At 72.0% G+C, this 16,602-nt stretch carries 15 protein-coding genes and 1 pseudogene; 10 read left to right on the forward strand and 6 right to left on the reverse strand.

Annotation, left to right across the window (positions count from 1 at the left end):
• Positions 1–8: 8 nt before the first annotated feature.
• Entirely contained in the window at positions 9–1,181 is a 1,173-nt protein-coding gene (locus KKZ08_RS02440; RefSeq protein WP_223772839.1) for an 8-amino-7-oxononanoate synthase, read from the reverse strand.
• Between the two features lie 120 nt (positions 1,182–1,301).
• Here KKZ08_RS02440 and bioB point away from each other — a divergent pair, with 120 nt between their 5' ends.
• From bioB to KKZ08_RS02460, 4 genes are all read left to right on the forward strand, one after another.
• Positions 1,302–2,462: a biotin synthase BioB gene (gene bioB, locus KKZ08_RS02445; protein ID WP_223772840.1), complete on the forward strand. Its 1,161-nt coding sequence runs from the start codon at positions 1,302–1,304 to the stop codon at positions 2,460–2,462.
• Positions 2,455–3,735, forward strand: a complete 1,281-nt coding sequence (locus KKZ08_RS02450; protein ID WP_223772841.1) for an adenosylmethionine--8-amino-7-oxononanoate transaminase — start codon at positions 2,455–2,457, stop codon at positions 3,733–3,735. Before bioB ends, KKZ08_RS02450 begins: the two co-directional genes overlap by 8 nt.
• A gap of 1 nt (position 3,736) precedes the next feature.
• Entirely contained in the window at positions 3,737–4,471 is a 735-nt protein-coding gene (gene bioD, locus KKZ08_RS02455) for a dethiobiotin synthase (RefSeq protein WP_223772842.1), read from the forward strand.
• A 784-nt stretch (positions 4,472–5,255) separates the two neighbouring features.
• Positions 5,256–5,927 (forward strand): class I SAM-dependent methyltransferase, encoded by a 672-nt coding sequence (locus KKZ08_RS02460; protein WP_223772843.1) that lies wholly within the window; start codon positions 5,256–5,258, stop codon positions 5,925–5,927.
• A gap of 24 nt (positions 5,928–5,951) precedes the next feature.
• Here the strand turns inward: KKZ08_RS02460 and KKZ08_RS02465 are convergent, their stop codons facing one another.
• The 3 genes from KKZ08_RS02465 to KKZ08_RS02475 all read right to left on the reverse strand — a co-directional run bounded on the left by KKZ08_RS02465 (position 5,952) and on the right by KKZ08_RS02475 (position 7,139).
• Positions 5,952–6,314, reverse strand: a complete 363-nt coding sequence (locus KKZ08_RS02465) for a VOC family protein (RefSeq protein WP_223772844.1) — start codon at positions 6,312–6,314, stop codon at positions 5,952–5,954.
• Positions 6,315–6,493: 179 nt separating this feature from the next.
• On the reverse strand, positions 6,494–6,865 hold the full coding sequence (locus KKZ08_RS02470; protein ID WP_223772845.1) for a fic family toxin-antitoxin system, toxin component: 372 nt from the start codon (positions 6,863–6,865) through the stop codon (positions 6,494–6,496).
• 4 nt (positions 6,866–6,869) lie between these two features.
• Positions 6,870–7,139 (reverse strand): antitoxin, encoded by a 270-nt coding sequence (locus KKZ08_RS02475; protein ID WP_223772846.1) that lies wholly within the window; start codon positions 7,137–7,139, stop codon positions 6,870–6,872.
• Positions 7,140–7,303: 164 nt separating this feature from the next.
• Here KKZ08_RS02475 and KKZ08_RS02480 point away from each other — a divergent pair, with 164 nt between their 5' ends.
• The 6 genes from KKZ08_RS02480 to KKZ08_RS02505 all read left to right on the forward strand — a co-directional run bounded on the left by KKZ08_RS02480 (position 7,304) and on the right by KKZ08_RS02505 (position 14,666).
• Positions 7,304–8,137, forward strand: coding sequence for an ABC transporter ATP-binding protein (locus KKZ08_RS02480; RefSeq protein WP_223772847.1), 834 nt, complete (start codon positions 7,304–7,306; stop codon positions 8,135–8,137).
• A 13-nt stretch (positions 8,138–8,150) separates the two neighbouring features.
• Positions 8,151–10,715: an ABC transporter permease gene (locus KKZ08_RS02485; protein ID WP_223772848.1), complete on the forward strand. Its 2,565-nt coding sequence runs from the start codon at positions 8,151–8,153 to the stop codon at positions 10,713–10,715.
• A gap of 49 nt (positions 10,716–10,764) precedes the next feature.
• A complete protein-coding gene (locus tag KKZ08_RS02490) occupies positions 10,765–11,655 on the forward strand; it encodes a TIGR03621 family F420-dependent LLM class oxidoreductase (protein ID WP_223772849.1) in 891 nt (296 codons plus the stop codon).
• Between the two features lie 70 nt (positions 11,656–11,725).
• Positions 11,726–12,151: a GNAT family N-acetyltransferase gene (locus tag KKZ08_RS02495; RefSeq protein ID WP_223772850.1), complete on the forward strand. Its 426-nt coding sequence runs from the start codon at positions 11,726–11,728 to the stop codon at positions 12,149–12,151.
• 173 nt (positions 12,152–12,324) lie between these two features.
• The gene (locus KKZ08_RS02500; RefSeq protein WP_223772851.1) at positions 12,325–13,656 is read left to right on the forward strand and encodes a hemolysin family protein; all 1,332 of its coding nucleotides are present in this window, start codon (positions 12,325–12,327) and stop codon (positions 13,654–13,656) included.
• Complete coding sequence (locus KKZ08_RS02505; RefSeq protein ID WP_223772852.1) at positions 13,653–14,666, forward strand: hemolysin family protein; 1,014 nt, start codon at positions 13,653–13,655, stop codon at positions 14,664–14,666. The genes KKZ08_RS02500 and KKZ08_RS02505 overlap by 4 nt, the downstream gene beginning before the upstream one ends.
• A 134-nt stretch (positions 14,667–14,800) precedes the next feature.
• Here the strand turns inward: KKZ08_RS02505 and KKZ08_RS02510 are convergent.
• Positions 14,801–15,712: pseudogene (locus KKZ08_RS02510) on the reverse strand (SDR family NAD(P)-dependent oxidoreductase).
• On the reverse strand, positions 15,675–16,598 hold the full coding sequence (locus tag KKZ08_RS02515; RefSeq protein WP_223772853.1) for an RNA polymerase sigma-70 factor: 924 nt from the start codon (positions 16,596–16,598) through the stop codon (positions 15,675–15,677). Before KKZ08_RS02515 ends, KKZ08_RS02510 begins: the two are co-directional and overlap by 38 nt.
• Positions 16,599–16,602 lie beyond the last annotated feature (4 nt).

Below are 16,602 nucleotides of genomic sequence, written 5' to 3' on the forward strand. Positions count from 1 at the left end.
GGCCCGTCTCATCGGGGTGCGGTGCGGCTGATCACTCGTACGGCATCGGCGATCTGTTCGTCGGTGAGATCCGCGCGGGCGGTCAGCCGCAGCCTCGAAATGCCGTCCGGTACCGACGGCGGCCGGAAGCAGCCGACCGCCAGACCCGCGGCCCGGCACTCCGCGGCCCAGCGCACGGCCGATTCCGGTGCCGGGGCGCGCACGGAGACGACGGCGGCGTCGGGACGTACCGCCGACAGGCCCTCGGCCGTGAGGCGCCGGTGCAGTTCCGCGGCGACCTGGCGGGCCCTGGCGGCCCGTTCGGGCTCGCGGCGCAGCAGCCGCAGGGCCGCTAGCGCGGCGCCCGCCGCGGCGGGCGCGAGCCCCGTGTCGAAGATGAAGGTACGCGCCGCGTTCACCAGGTGGTCGATGACCTTGGCGGGTCCGAGCACGGCGCCGCCCTGGCTGCCGAAGGACTTCGAGAGGGTGAGCGTGACCACCGTGTCGGCGGCCCCCGCGAGGCCCGCGGCGTGTGGTGCGCCCCGGCCGCCGTCACCGAGGACGCCGAGGCCGTGCGCGTCGTCGACGATCAGCCCCGCACCGAACTCCCGGCACACGTCCGCCAGTTCGGCGAGCGGCGCGGCGTCACCGTCCACCGAGAACACCGAGTCGGACACCATGACGGCGGGGCCGTCGTGGGCCTCCAGCGTCTTGCGCACCGCCTCGGGGTCGCTGTGCGGCACCACCTGGGTCACGGCGCGCGCGAGCCGGCAGCCGTCGATCAGCGACGCGTGGTTGCCCGCGTCGGAGACGATCAGCGAGCCGTGCGGGGCGAGCGCGGTGACCGCCGCGAGGTTCGCCGCGTAGCCGGAGGAGAACACGAGCGCCGCCTCGAAGCCGCAGAAATCGGCGAGCTCCCGCTCCAGTTCGGCGTGGAGTTCCGTGGAGCCGGTGACGAGCCGGGAGCCGGTGGCGCCGCCGCCCCACCGCCGGGCCGCCGCGGCGGCACCCTCGGTGACCTCCGGGTGCCGGGTCAGCCCCAGGTAGTCGTTGCTCGCCAGGTCGAGGAGGCCGCCCGCGTCGGCGGCGCGCGGGCGCAGGGTGCGGACGAGGCCGGCGTCGGCGCGCAGCCCGGCCTGCTCGTCGAGCCAGTCGAACGGCGCGCGCGTCGCACCCGTCACGGGGTGGCTGTTTGTAGACATTGCACAGACCCTAGCCGTCCTGCCACCTGGCCAGTATGTGGCAATACCCACACCTCAAACCGCTTCTGTTGTGCGAACTCTCCTTGGCCGGGGAGACTGCCGTACGTAAGGATCAGCGCCATGGATCTCCTGAACACGCTGGTGGACAAGGGGCTTCGGCGCGAGCTGCCGAGCCGTGAAGAGGCGCTGGCCGTGCTGGCCACGTCCGACGACGATCTCCTGGACGTAGTGGCCGCCGCCGGGAAGGTGCGGCGGCAGTGGTTCGGGCGGCGGGTGAAACTCAACTATCTGGTCAACCTCAAGTCGGGCCTGTGCCCGGAGGACTGCTCGTACTGCTCTCAGCGGCTCGGCTCGAAGGCCGAGATCCTCAAGTACACCTGGCTCAAGCCGGACGAGGCCTCGCAGGCCGCGGCGGCCGGTGTCGCGGGCGGCGCCAAGCGGGTCTGCCTGGTGGCCAGCGGCCGTGGGCCGACCGACCGTGACGTGGACCGGGTGGCGCAGACCATCGCGGCGGTCAAGGAGCAGAACGAGGGCGTCGAGGTGTGCGCGTGCCTCGGTCTGCTCTCGGACGGTCAGGCGGAGCGGCTGCGGGGCGCGGGCGCGGACGCGTACAACCACAACCTCAACACCTCCGAGGCGACGTACGCCGACATCACCAAGACGCACACCTACGCCGACCGTGTCGACACGGTGCGCAAGGCGCACGCGGCGGGGCTCTCCGCCTGCTCGGGGCTGATCGCGGGCATGGGCGAGAGCGACGAGGACCTGGTCGACGTGGTCTTCTCGCTGCGCGAGCTCGACCCGGACTCGGTGCCGGTGAACTTCCTGATCCCCTTCGAGGGCACCCCGCTGGCCAAGGAGTGGAACCTCACCCCGCAGCGCTGTCTGCGGATCCTCGCGATGGTCCGTTTCGTCTGCCCTGACGTCGAGGTGCGCATCGCGGGCGGTCGCGAGGTCCATCTGCGTTCGATGCAGCCGCTCGCCCTGAACCTCGCCAACTCGATCTTCCTCGGCGACTACCTCACCAGTGAGGGCCAGGCGGGCAAGGCGGACCTGGAGATGATCGCGGACGCCGGCTTCGAGGTCGAGGGCACGGACCAGGTGACGCTGCCGGAGCACCGGGTGGACGCGGAGTCCGCCGCGGGCTGCGGGTCGCACGAGGGAGGCGGCTGCGGTCCCTGCGGGGCGGACGGGCCCCCGGCGGAGTCCAACGAGGCGCGGACGGACCTGGTGGCGGTACGCCGCCGGGGCGCGGGAACGGACCTCGCGCCCAATGCCTGAGCTTCCCCTGGGCGACCTCCTCGAACTGGATCGTCGCCATGTATGGCACCCCTACGGCCCGATGCCGGGGCGCCAGGAGCCGCTGGTCGTCGAGTCGGCGAGCGGGGTGCGGCTGCGTCTCGCGGGCGGCTCGGACGAGCTGATCGACGGCATGTCGTCATGGTGGTCGGCCATCCACGGCTACAACCATCCGGTGCTGAACGAAGCGGTGCGCGGTCAGCTCGACCGGATGAGCCACGTCATGTTCGGCGGGCTCACCCACGAGCCCGCGGTGGCGCTGGCGAAGCGCCTTGTCGACATGTCTCCCGAGGGTCTTGAGCATGTCTTCCTCACCGACTCGGGCTCGGTGTCGGTCGAGGTCGCGGTGAAGATGTGCCTCCAGCACTGGCGTTCGCTAGGCCGCCCCGAGAAGCGGCGGATGCTGACGTGGCGCGGCGGCTACCACGGCGACACGTGGCAGCCGATGTCCGTGTGCGATCCCGTGGGGGGCATGCATCAGCTGTGGCAGGGGGTGCTGCCGCAGCAGGTGTTCGCGGACGCGCCGCCGGACGCGTACGAGGAGACGTACGCGGATCATCTGCGCGAGCTGATCGAGCGGCACGCGGGTGAACTGGCCGCGGTGATCGTGGAGCCGGTGGTTCAGGGTGCGGGCGGGATGCGGTTCCACTCCCCCGCCTATCTGCATGTGCTCCGCGAGGCGTGCGACGCGCACGACGTGCTCCTGGTGTTCGACGAGATCGCGACGGGCTTCGGCCGTACGGGGGCGCTGTTCGCGGCGGACCACGCGGGGGTCACGCCCGATGTGATGTGCGTCGGCAAGGCGCTGACCGGCGGCTATCTGACGCTGGCGGCGACGCTGTGTACGCCGCGGGTCGCGGACGGCATCTCGCGGGGCGAGGTCCCGGTCCTCGCTCACGGGCCCACGTTCATGGGCAACCCGCTGGCCGCGGCGGTGGCGGGCGCCTCGATCGACCTGCTGCTCGGGCAGGACTGGCAGATGGAGGTCAAGCGCATCGAGACGGGTCTGCGCGAGGGCCTCGCGGAGGCGGCGGCCCTGCCGTCCGTACGGGATGTCCGCGTCCTCGGGGCGATCGGCGTGGTCCAGCTGGACCACCCGGTGGACATGGCCGCGGCGACGCGGGCGGCGGTGCGTGAGGGGGTCTGGCTGCGGCCGTTCCGGGATCTGATCTACACGATGCCGCCGTTCATCACGGGTGACGACGACGTGGCGCGGATCGCGCGCGCGGTGTCCGCGGCGGCGAGGGAGGGCTGACATGACGGTGATCGTGGTGTCCGGGACGGGCACGGAGATCGGCAAGACGGTGACGACGGCCGCGGTGGCCGCGGTGGCCCTGGCGGGCGGGCGCAGCGTCGCCGTGCTCAAGCCGGCGCAGACCGGGGTCGCGCCCGGTGAGCCGGGGGACGCGCAGGAGGTGCGGCGGCTCGCGGGCGAGGGTGTCACCGCGCTCGAACTCGCCCGCTTCCCGGAGCCGCTGGCGCCGGACACCGCGGCGCGGCGGGCCGGGATGACGCCGGTACACCCCTCCGACGTGGCGGACGCCGCCGCGAAGCTGGCCACCGAGCACGATCTGGTGCTCGTCGAGGGGGCGGGCGGGCTGCTCGTCCGCTTCGACGAGGAGGGCGGCACGCTCGCCGACGCGGCGCGGCTCCTGGACGCCCCCGTCCTGCTGGTCGCGTCGGCGGGCCTCGGCACGCTGAACTCGGTGAGGCTCTCGGCGGAGGCACTGCGGGCACGCGGCGTACGCCACCTGGGCGTCACCATCGGCAGCTGGCCGACCACCCCCGACCTGGCCTCACGCTGCAACCTGACGGACCTCCCGAAGGCAGCGGAGGCGGACCTCCTGGGCGCGGTCCCGGAGGGCGCCGGCACGCTGGAGGCCGCCGCGTTCCGCGCCGCGGCCGGGGGCTGGCTCGGTCCAGCGCTGGGCGGAACGTGGGACGCGGGGGTGTTCACTCGGCGGGAGGGGCCGGGGGTGTTCGGGGCCTGAGGTGCGGCGGCCTCGGGGGGCGGAGGGGGGCGTTGGGGTCCTGGTGCGGTGTAGGCGCCGGGGGCGTTGGGGGCCCGAGGCCCGGCGATAGGCACCGGGGGCGTTGAGGTCCCGAGGCGCGAGGCCTTGGGGTCCGGAGCACGGCGTCAGGCACCGGAGGGGTTGCGGGTCCCGAGGCGCTGCGGAAGGCGCCTGGCCGCTGGCGTCTTGAGGCACGGCCGGAGACTCCGGAGGCGTTGAGGCCCCGAAGCACGGCGGGAGACTCCGGAAGGCGTCGGGGCTCCGAAGCACAGCGAAAGAAGCCTGGCCACTGACCTCCCGAGACACAGCGGGAGACACCGGGCCGTTGTGGGGCCCGAGGCGCTACGGAAAGCGCCTGGGCCGCTGGCGTCCTGCGGCAGGGCCGAAGACGGCGAAGGCGTTGGGGCCCGAGGTCCGGCGATAGGCACCGGAGGCGTCAAGGTCCCGCGGTGCGAGGAGGCGCCGCGGGCCTTGGGGGCCCGACGCACGGCGGGAGCACCCGGAGGCGTTGAGGTGCTGAAGCACGGCGTCAGGCGCCGGAGGGGCTGGGATCCCGAGCCGCCGCGGAAAGCCCCTGGCCCGCCGGTGGCCCGCGGCTCCTTGCGGTGGCCCGAGGCCGGCGGTGCGCGGGGGCCGGCCCGCCTCGTGCCGTCCCCGCCGGCGGGTTCCGAATCCGCCGGGAGACTCGGGGCCCCGGTCGGAGGGGAATGCCGCCCACCGGGGCACCATTGCGGTATCCGCTCACCTCTCCGAGGAGGGACCCGTGCCCCGACCGTCACGCCTGCCGAAGTCCCGCGACGCCGTGCACCACCCCGTCTTCGCCCGCTTCTACGCACGCCAGAGCGTGGCCGCCGAGCCCGTCATCTCCGGCCACCGCAAGGACCTCCTCGCCGGGCTCTCCGGCCGGGTGATCGAGGTGGGCGCGGGCAACGGGCTGAACTTCGCGCACTACCCGGGTGCGGTCAGTGAAGTCGTGGCGATCGAACCGGAGCGCCTGCTGCGGAAGTTGGCCCTGTCCGCCGCCCTGCGCACAGAAGTCCCCGTCGACGTGGTGCCGGGCACCGCCGAGGCCCTGCCCGTCAAGAGCGAGGCGTTCGACGCGGCCGTCGCCTCGCTCGTCCTGTGCAGTGTGCGCGACGTGCCACGGGCGCTGCGCGAGCTGCGCCGGGTCCTGCGACCCGGCGGTGAACTCCGCTTCTTCGAGCACGGCCGGGCCCCGGGCCCGCTGATGTCCGCCACGCAGCGCGTACTGGACCGCACGGTGTGGCCGCCGCTGTTCGGCGGCTGCCACGTCGCGCGGGACACACTGGGCGCGCTGCGCGAGGTCGGCTTCGAACTCGGCGCGTACCGCCGGATCCTGGTGCCCGCGAAGGGGCCGCGCCTGCCCACCTCGTACTGTGTGATCGGTACGGCACGCCGCCCGGACGCCCCGTGACGCCCGGGAGGCGTGGGTCTGTGGTCAGATCGCCTGGGTCAAGTTGACGGCATTGCCGTCGGGGTCCCTGATGTGGGCGACGCGCTGCCCCCACGGCATGTCGTTCGGCTCGCCCAGCACCGTCCCGCCCAGCGGCTCGACGCGCCCCAGCACGTCGTCGACGGCGTCCACCGCCACGCTCAGCAGCACCCGCCCGGGCGGGCCCGTCTCGATCGCGGGGTTCGCGGCGATGCCGAACCCCCCGTCGCCGACCCGCAGTTCCACGAAGAAGACCGCGCCGTCCTGTGGGTACCGCTCCGTCACTTCGGCTCCGAGTAGGTCGCCGTAGAAGGCCTGGAGGCGGTCGACGTCGGGAGTGATGACGATCGGCTGGACGGCGGCGGGCATGGGATCTCCTCCGGTTGCCGGTGACGGGGCGGGTCCGGGCTTCGGCACGCACCCCGGCCGGGTACCTTGCTGGTCACCCCTTATGACCGCCCTCAGGTCCAGAACTCATCGCCCAGGACCCATCGTCCGCAAGTCATCGTCCAGAATTCATCGCCCGATACTCCCGCGACCGCGCCTCCTCACAGGCTCCACTCACGCAGCCGCTCGGCGATCGCCTCCACGCTCGCACCCCCGTCCTTCACCAGCCGCGCCAGGTCACGCACCTGTTCGGGCGAGGTGACCACCTTCATGCCGCTGGCGACGAGATAGGCGTACGCGACGGAGGCGGCGAAGAGGGCGTTGGAACGTTCCAGCGCGGGCAGGTGCAGCAGCAGTTGCAGGAGCGCCGCGGCCCGGTCGTGCGGGGTCTCGTAGACGGGCATGCCGAATATCTCCGCCTCGTGCCGGCTGATGGCGGCGACGAGCGCTCCCCAGTCGGTGACCTGGGGGTCTCCGGGCGTCTTGTGTTCGGCGATCATCAGGAGCCAGGCAAGATCGATTCTCAGGTCCAACGGCTCAACGACGACCTTCACCGAGCGGCAGCGCCGCCTCGCGGAGCGGACGGGTGCCTTCGCGCTCCGTCCCGAACTCCTCGGCGAACACGGACTCGTACTGCTTCATGAAGTCGGCGGCCGCTTCGACGAACGTGCGGCCGATTTCCCCGGCGTCCTGCTTCACGAGTTCCTCGATGTAGCGGTTCACGCTCATGCCTCGGGCCAGGGCACGCTCCCGCGCGGCTCGGGCGGTGTCCTCGTCCACTCGCACGTTCAGCTGAGTCTTCGCCATTCCTTCAAGCTAGCGCCGGTGTGCTAGCGCGACAAGGGCCCCCGGACCGTGCCCCTTACATGCGTCTGCGGGCCCGACTTCGGGGGGATACCGCGGGCTCAGACCGTCCCACTACTCTCGGCGCACACACGGGAGTCGGAACGGCCACAACCCAGGAGGCGGCCTTGCCCATACCTGATTCGGCACCGTTCACCGGCCGTTCCGGGGCCGCCGGGACTGCCGCGCGCGCCCGGGGTCTGACCAAGGCGTACGGCTCGGGCGAGACGACCGTGCTCGCCCTCGACTCGGTCGACGTGGACATCGCGCGCGAGCGCTTCACGGCCGTCATGGGCCCCTCCGGGTCGGGGAAGTCCACGCTGATGCACTGCCTGGCCGGGCTGGACAGCGTCTCCGCGGGCCAGGTGTGGCTCGGCGACACGGAGATCACGGGCCTCAAGGAGCGGGAACTGACCCGGCTGCGGCGCGACCGCATCGGGTTCATGTTCCAGTCGTTCAACCTCATCCCCACGCTCAACGCCCTGGAGAACATGACGCTCCCGATGGACATCGCGGGCCAGCGGCCGGACCACGCGTGGCTGGAGCACGTGATCGACACGCTGGGGCTGCGGGACCGGCTGAAGCACCGCCCCTCGCAGCTGTCCGGCGGGCAGCAGCAGCGGGTGGCGTGTGCGCGGGCGCTGGCGTCGAAGCCCGAGCTGATCTTCGCCGACGAGCCGACGGGCAACCTCGACTCGCGGGCGGGTCTGGAGGTGCTCGGCTTCCTGCGCGACGCGGTCGACCAGCTCGGTCAGACCGTCGTCATGGTGACCCATGACCCCGGCGCCGCCGCCCACTCCGACCTGGTCCTCTTCCTCGCCGACGGCCGGATCGTGGACGACATGGAGCGCCCGACGGCGGACGCGGTGCTGGAACGGATGAAGCGGTTCGACGCCATGCACGCGACGGCGCCGCCGGGCGCACCGGGCGGCCACTCCGACAGCGCGTCCGAGCAGAGCTGAACCGGCGGCCGCGGTGCTGAAGGCGACGCTCAGGAGCTTCCTCGCACACAAGGGCCGGCTCGTGCTCTCCGCTCTGGCCGTCGTCCTCTCGGTGGCGTTCGTCGCGGGCAGTCTGATCTTCTCGGACACGGTGACGCGTACGTTCGACCGGCTGTTCGCCTCCACCTCCGCCGACGTGACGGTCAGGCCGAAGGAGGACCTCGACGAGTCGGTGCCCTCCGGGCGTACGCCGACCGTGCCCGCGAGCCTGAAGGAGCGGGTGGCGGGGGTCGAGGGGGTCGCGGACACCCACATCGACGCGTCCGTCGAGAACATCACCGTCGTCGACCGCGACAACGAATCGGTCGGCCCGACCACCGGCGCGCCGACCATCGCCACCAACTGGTACCCCACCGACCGCAGCCCCGTGGAGCTGACCTCGGGGCATGCGCCGCGCGGTGCGGGCCAGGCGATGCTGGACGCGGACACGGCCGACAAGAAGGGCGTGGAACTCGGCGACACCCTGACCGTCCTCGCCCGCCCCGGCTCGTTCGAGGTGGAGATCGTCGGCATCGCCACGTTCACCACCACCAACCCGGGCGCCGCGCTGGTCTTCCTGGACACCCCGACCGCGCAGCGCGAACTGCTCGGCGCCACGGACGCGGCGACGAGCATCTCCGTGACCGCCGCCCCTGGCGTCGACGACGACACGCTGAAGCGCCGCATCGCCGCCGAGGTCGGCGGGGGCTACGAGCTGGAGACCGCCGACGAACAGGCCGAGTCCGCCGCGGCCTCGCTCGGCGGCTTCCTGGACGTCATCAAGTACGTGATGCTCGGCTTCGCCGGTGTCGCCGTGCTCGTCGGCATCTTCCTGATCGTCAACACGTTCTCGATGCTGATCGCCCAGCGCACCCGTGAGCTGGGCCTGCTGCGTGCGCTGGGCGCCGACCGCAGGCAGGTGCGCCGCTCCGTGCTCTTCGAGGCGCTGCTGCTCGGCCTGGTCGGCTCGACGCTGGGGCTGGCCGCCGGCATCGGTCTGGCCCTCGGTCTCATCGAGCTGATGGGCCTGCTCGGGATGAACCTGAAGTCCACGGAGATGGTCCTCAAGTGGGTGACCCCCGTGGCGTCCTACGTCGTCGGGGTCGGCGTCACGTTCGTCGCGGCGTATCTCCCGGCGCGCAGGGCCGCGCACGTCTCGCCGATGGCGGCGCTCGCGGACGCCGAGATCGCCGGCGTGGGGCGGCCGTTGAAGATGCGGGCCGTGGCCGGTTCCGTCGTCGCGCTGGCCGGGGCGGCGGCCCTGGTGGGCTGCGCGGTTGCCGACCGGACCTCCTCGGCGGCGTCGCTCCTCGGGCTCGGCATCGTCCTGACCCTGGTCGCCACCGTCATCGCGGGACCGCTCCTGGTGCGCCCGGTGATCCGGGTGCTCGGCGGGGCGTTCCCCGCGCTCTTCGGTCCGGTCGGCCGGATGAGCCAGCGCAACGCCCTGCGCAACCCGCGCCGCACGGGTGCCACGGCGGCCGCCCTGATGGTGGGGCTCGCGCTGGTCGGCGGCCTCTCGGTGGCGAGTGCGTCGATGACCGAGTCGTTCGACCGGCAGATCGACGAGACGCTCGGCGCCGACTTCGTCGTACAGAACGCCAACTTCATGCCCTTCTCACCGGAGATCACGGCGAAGATCGAGGACACCGGCGGCGCGGGCCTCGTCGTGCGCCAGCGCTTCACCCCCGTCGAGCTGGCGCTCCCCGACGGCGAGAAGGTCGAGTCGACCGCGGCGGGCTACGACCCGCGGCTCGACGACGTCGCCGACATCACGTACGCCGAGGGGAGTTCGCGAGCCGCACTCGCGGCCGGCCACATCGGCATGGACAAGGACTTCGCGCACGAGCACGGGGTGCGCGTCGGCGACGTGCTGGCGACGACGTTCCCCGGCGGCCGGGAGGCGAAGCTGACGGTGGGGGCCTTCACCGATCAGGGCTCTCCCGAGGGCTTCGGTATCGAGGGAGGGCTCTTCCTCGGGCTGAAGACGGTCGAGAAGTACGTGCCGGACGGGCAGGACTCGGCGGTCTACGTCAACGCGGCCTCCGGCACGGACGCGGACGCGCTGCGCGCGCGGCTGGAGAAGGCCCTCGATCCGTATCCGCAGGTGCAGGTGCGCGACCAGGCCGACTACAAGGAGCTGATACGGCAGCAGATCGCCGTGATGCTCTACCTCGTCTACGCGCTGCTCGGTCTCGCGATCGTCATCGCGGTGCTGGGCGTCGTCAACACACTGGCGCTGTCGGTGGTGGAGCGCACCCGCGAGATCGGGCTGCTGCGCGCCATCGGGCTCGGGCGGCGTCAGCTGCGCCGGATGATCCGCCTGGAGTCGGTGGTGATCGCGGTGTTCGGGGCGCTCCTCGGGCTCGCGCTCGGCCTGGTCTGGGGTGTCGCCGTGCAACAGGTACTCGCGCTCCAGGGCATGCAGGAGCTCGCGTTCCCCTGGACGACGATCGTCGCCGTGGTGATCGGCTCGGTGGTCGTGGGCCTCGCCGCGGCGCTGCTGCCCGCCCTGCGGGCCTCCCGCATGAATGTACTGGCGGCCATCGCGCACGAGTGATGGACTGGGGCACTCGGTACGCCAATTCGCCTGCCCAGGAGGAGAATTCATGGCCCGGCCGTTCCGTTTCGGCGTCAACATGATGACCCCGTCGGCGGGGGTCGCATGGCGCGATAAGTGCCGCAGAGCCGAAGCGCTCGGCTACGACGTGATCCTCGTCCCCGACCATCTCGGCATGCCCGCGCCGTTTCCCGCGGTCGTGGCCGCCGCCGAGGCCACCGAGCGGCCGCGCGTCGGCACGTTCGTCCTGAACGCCGGCTTCTGGAACCCCGCGCTGCTCGCCCGGGAGGTGGCCACGGCGGACGCGCTGACCGGCGGCCGCCTCGAACTGGGCCTCGGCACGGGTTATGTGCAGGCGGAGCACGACGCCGCCGGGCTGCCGTGGGGTTCGCCCGGTGAGCGGGTGGACCATCTGCGGCGCACCGTCGAGGAGCTGGACAAGCTCCTCGGCTCCGAGGAGCACCAGCCGCAGCCGGTGCAGAGGCCCCGGCCGCCGCTCCTGATCGGCGGCAACGGCGACCGCATGCTGGAGCTCACCGCCGAGCACGCCGACATCGCGGCGTTCACCGGGGCCAAGGCGGTCCCGGGCGACACCGGCGGCAAGATGCTCCACCTCACGCCCGAGGAGCTGGACGAGCGGGTCGCCGCCTACCGGCGGTTCGCCGCGGGCCGCTCCACGCCGGCCGAGCTGAACCTGCTGATCCAGCTGGTCGAGGTGACGGACGACCGCCGGGCGGCGATTCGGCCGGTCCTCGAGTACGTCCCGCACCTCACCGAGGACGCCGCGCTCGCCCTGCCGCTCCTGCTGGTCGGCACGGTCCGGCAGATCGCCGAGCAGCTGCGCGCCCAACGGGAGCGGTACGGCTTCTCGTACTTCACCGTCCTGGAGCCGTACTTCGAGGCGTTCGGCCCGGTCATCGAGGAGCTGAGCGGCAGCTGACGCGCCCCCCGACCGTCCGCATCCTGGAAATCTCCGGCCGCACACCGCGGCCCGGTGATGAGATGGACCCATGGACGATCTTCGGATACGGGCCGCGGCGCCCGAGGACCTGGACGCGGTGCTCGCCTTCTGGAAGGTGGCCGCCGAGGGCACGAGCATCAGCGACGACAGCACCGGCGTGGAGCGGCTGGTCGCGCGCGACCCCGAGGCGCTGATCCTCGCCGAGCGCGGCGGCCACCTCGCGGGCACGGTCATCGCGGGCTTCGACGGCTGGCGCTGCCACCTCTACCGCCTCGCCGTCCACCCGGACCACCGCCGCCAGGGCGTGGGGTCGGCGCTGCTGGCCGCCGCGGAGGAGCGTTTCGTACGCCTCGGGGGGCGACGCGGCGACGCGATGGTCCTGGACCGCAACGACCTCGCCCACCACACCTGGCGCGCGGCGGGATATGCCCCCGAACCGCAGTGGAGCCGGTGGGTGAAGCCCCTCACGGACTGAGTCCGCCGTGCGTCCCGGCAGTGGTTCCACAGCGCCTTTGCTGATCCTTTACCATGGACGCACTATTCGTATCCGAATGAAAGGTGTGAGCGTCCGCCCATGGGCGAGCCTCCTAGTACCCGACATCGCGCATTCCTTCCGCCCCTGCCCGATCATGGGACGGAGGTGACCCGATGACCGAAGTGCTCCTGCTCCTCGTGGCGGTGCTGCTCTGTGTGGCCTGCGGTGTCTTCGTCGCGGCGGAGTTCTCCCTCACGACGGTCGAGCGCAGCGAGCTCGAGCGGGCGGTGGAACGCGGCGAGCGCGGCGCCGCCGGCGCCCTCAAGGCCGTCAAGAACCTCACCTTCCAGCTCTCCGGCGCCCAGCTCGGCATCACGGTCACCAACCTGGTGGTCGGCATGCTCTCCGAGCCGTCCATCGCCAAGCTGATCTCCGGCCCGCTGCGCGACCTGGGCCTGCCCCGCTCGGCGGCGTCCTCGGTGGCCCTGGTCATCGGCACGGCGCTGTCGACGGTGTTCCTGATGGTCATCGGCGAGCTGGTCCCCAAGAACTGGGCGATCTCCTCACCGCTCGCCATCGCCAAGCGGGTGGCGACGCCGCAGCGGCTGTTCAGCGCCGCGTTCCGGCCGTTCATCGCGCATCTCAACAACACCGCGAACCGTTCCGTACGCCGCTTCGGCCTGGAGCCCGCCGAGGAGCTCGCCTCCGCGCGCGGCCCCAAGGAGCTGATCGCGCTGGCCCGGCACTCCGCCAGGGAAGGCGCGCTGGAGGCGGACACCGCGGAGCTGTTCGTGCGCACGCTGAACCTCGCCGACCTCAGCGCGGAGAACGTGATGACGCCGCGCGTCCAGGTCATGGCCCTCGAAACGCACGCCACCTGCGAGGACGTCGCGAACGCCACGCGCGCGACCGGCCTGTCCCGCTTCCCCGTCTACCGCGGCAACCTCGACACGGTCGTCGGCGTCGCCCACATCAAGGACGTGCTCGCCGTGCCCGCCGAGCGCAGGCCACGGGTGTCCGTCGCCGAACTGATGCGGGAGCCCCTGCTCGTCCCGGAGTCGCTGACCGTCGACCGCCTTCTCGACCGGCTCTCCGGCAAGCGCACGATGGCCGTGGTCATCGACGAGTACGGCGGCACCGCCGGAGTCGCCACCCTGGAGGACATCGTCGAGGAGGTCGTCGGCGAGGTGCGCGACGAGCACGACCCGCACGAGACGCCCGACATCGCCCTCACGGGCACGGACGACCACGGCAGGACGCTCTACTCCGCCGACGGCGCCGCGCGCACCGACCAGCTCGCGCGGGTCGGCCTGCGGGCCCCCGAGGGGCCCTACGAGACGCTCGCCGGACTCGTCGCGACCGCGCTGGGCCGCATTCCGGCCGTCGGCGACAGCGTCGAGGTCGGCGGCTGGCGCCTGGACGTCACGGACGCCACAGGGCGCCGCGCCGCGCGCGTACTGCTGCACGCCCCGCTGACCGAGAACGAGGCGGAGGACGCCCGATGACCGCCATCCAGTTGCTGATCGGTTTCGCGACCCTCGTGGTCAACGCCTTCTTCGTGGGCGCCGAGTTCGCCCTCATCTCCGTACGCCGCAGCCAGATAGAACCCCGCGCGGAGGAAGGCGACCGCCGCGCCAAGAGCGTGATGTGGGGCCTGAAGCACGTGTCGGCGCTGCTGGCGGCGGCGCAGCTCGGCATCACGCTCTGCACGCTCGTCCTCGGTGTCGTCGCGGAGCCCGCGATCGCGCATCTCCTGGAGCCCGTGTTCGACGGGGTGGGGGTGCCGCACGGTCTGGTCCACCCCATCTCGTTCGTCATCGCGCTGACCCTGGCGACGTATCTGCACATGCTGCTCGGCGAGATGATCCCCAAGAACATCGCGCTCGCCGAGCCGGTGCGCACCGCGCTGCTCCTCGGGCCGCCGCTGGTGGCGCTCGCACGCGCGCTGCGGCCGGTGATCTTCGCGATCAACGCGTTCGCCAACGGCCTGCTGAAGCTGTTGCGGGTCGAGGTCAAGAACGAGGTCTCGGCGAGCTTCTCGGACGACGACCTCGCCCGCATGGTGAAGGACTCCGGTGACGCGGGCCTGATCGACGACCGCGCGCAGGAGCGGCTGCACGACGCGCTGGAGCTCGGCCGTCGGCCGGTCAGGGACGTCGTCCTGCCGCTGGAGGACGTGGTCTACGCGCGCGTGGGCGTCACCCCGGAGCAGTTGGAGAGCCTCTCGGCCGAGTCCGGGTTCTCCCGCTTCCCCGTCGTCGACGACGGCCGTCGCATCGTCGGCTACCTGCACGTCAAGGACGCCCTGGACCGGGCGCCGCGGGACCTGCCGTTCCGGGTGCCGGACATGCGGAAGATCGCCCAGGTGCGCGAGACCACACCGCTGGACGACGTGCTGACCGCGATGCGGGGCAGCCGTACGCATGTGGCGGCGGTGCTCGGCTCCGACGGCAGGCTCGCCGGGATGGTCACGATGGAGGACGTGCTGCGGGAGCTGTTCGGCCAGCCCGTGTGACCGTCGTGGGCCTACCCCGCCTCGGCCCGGCCCGCCCCGCCCGGCTTCCGGGAGCGGCGGATCGTGCCGGAGCGGGCTGTTCCGTGAGGCCGGGGCCCTTCGCCCCGGCCTCGGCGGCGCCGACCGCGGCTCTCCTAGAAGTCGATGCCGCCGGCCAGCCAGCCGCCGTCGATGGTGAACACGCTGCCGGTGACGAACGACGCGCTGTCACCGGCCAGGAACGCGACCAGGTCGGCGACCTCCTCACTGCGCCCCGGCCTGCGCAGGGGAAATCGGCTCGCGATGTCGAGTTCCTAGCCCATCTTCCGCAGGAGGTCGTTGCTGGCGACGTACCCCGGGCAGATGGTGTTGACCCGGATACCGACCGGCCCCAGCTCCAGCGCGGCCGACTTGACCAAGCCGATCACACCGTGCTTCGACGCCGCGTACGCCGACGACATCCGGACACCGGTGAGCCCGGCCGCCGACGAGGTGACCACGACCGAGCCACCACCCACCGCGCGCATCGCCCGCCCCGCCGCCTGCAACCCGAGCAGCACACCGCGCAGGTTCACCGCCATCGTGCGGTCCCACTCCTCCAACGGGTACTCCAGGACGCCGGCCCAGTGCCCGGTCCCAGCGTTGAGATGTGCGATGTGTACGGCGCCGTAACGGGCCACCGTCTCGCGGACCATCGCGTCGTTGTCCTCCGGCGATGCCACGTCGACCCGCATCGCGAACGCCTCGCCACCAGCGGCCGTGATCTTCCGGGCCGTCCGCTCGACACGCTCGACGTTACGTCCGGCGCAGCACACCCGTGCTCCCCGCGCCGCCAGTGTTGCCGCGGTCGCCGCGCCGATCCCGGACCCCGCTCCGGTCACGACCGCCACCTTCCCGGCCAGCGAGACCGTTCCTTGCTCCGTCGCCCCTTGCTCCGTCACAGTCATCAACCGCTTCCCTTCATAAAGCGAGATGCCTGGCCCGAGATTCCTGATACGAGATCGAGTCCGCTGGGGTTCAGCGCAGAAGTCAGTGCCGAAGAGTGAGCGGGATCGCGGAGGTGACATGGGACAGCTTCTCGGGGTTGCGGACGTAGTAGAGGCCGGTGACGAGGGCGTTCTCGACCCTGATCGCCATGACGCCGTCGATCTCGCCGTCCAGGCGGACGAGGAGTGCCGGGTTGCCGTTGATCACGGTCGGTTCGGTGGTGATCGTGCCCTCGACCTTTCTGATGCCGCCGGCGAACATACGGGCCACCCGCTCCGCGCCGGTGACCGGCCGCAGCGCGGCGTGTTTGATGCCGCCGCCGTCGCTCATCAGGACGACCTCCGGGGCGAGCACATCGAGGAGCGCCTGCGGATCCCCGGTTTCGACGGCACACCGGAACGACATCAGGACCGCCTGGCTCTCGTTCGAGGAGACCGCCTGGCGGGGCCGTCGGGCAGCGACGTGCCGGCGGGCCCGGTGGGCGATCTGGCGGACGGCCGCGGGGCTCTTGTCGACCGCGGCGGCGATCTCGTCGTAACCGATGTCGAAGACCTCGCGCAGCACGAAGACGGCACGCTCGGTCGGTGACAGCGTCTCCAGGACGAGCATCAGCGCCATCGACATGCTCTCGGCCAGTTCGACGTCCTCGGCCACGTCCGGCGCCGTGAGCAGCGGCTCGGGCAGCCAGGGGCCGACGTATGCCTCCCGGCGGCGCTTCATGGTGCGCAGCCGGTTCAGTGCCTGGCGCGTGGTGATCCGGACCAGGCAGGCGCGCTGGTCGCGCACCTGCCCCCGGTCGGCCTTGACCCATTGCAGCCAGGTCTCCTGGAGGACGTCTTCGGCGTCGGCCGCCGATCCGAGTACCTCGTAGGCGACGGTGAAGAGCAGGTTGCGGTGGGCGAGGAACGCCTCGGTCGCCGGATCCGTGACGTCGTCGCCCAACTCTCGTCCTCTTTCATCCTTCATCGCT

Origin of the sequence: Streptomyces sp. 135 (assembly GCF_020026305.1) — a bacterium.
Classification (GTDB): Bacteria; Actinomycetota; Actinomycetes; order Streptomycetales; family Streptomycetaceae; genus Streptomyces.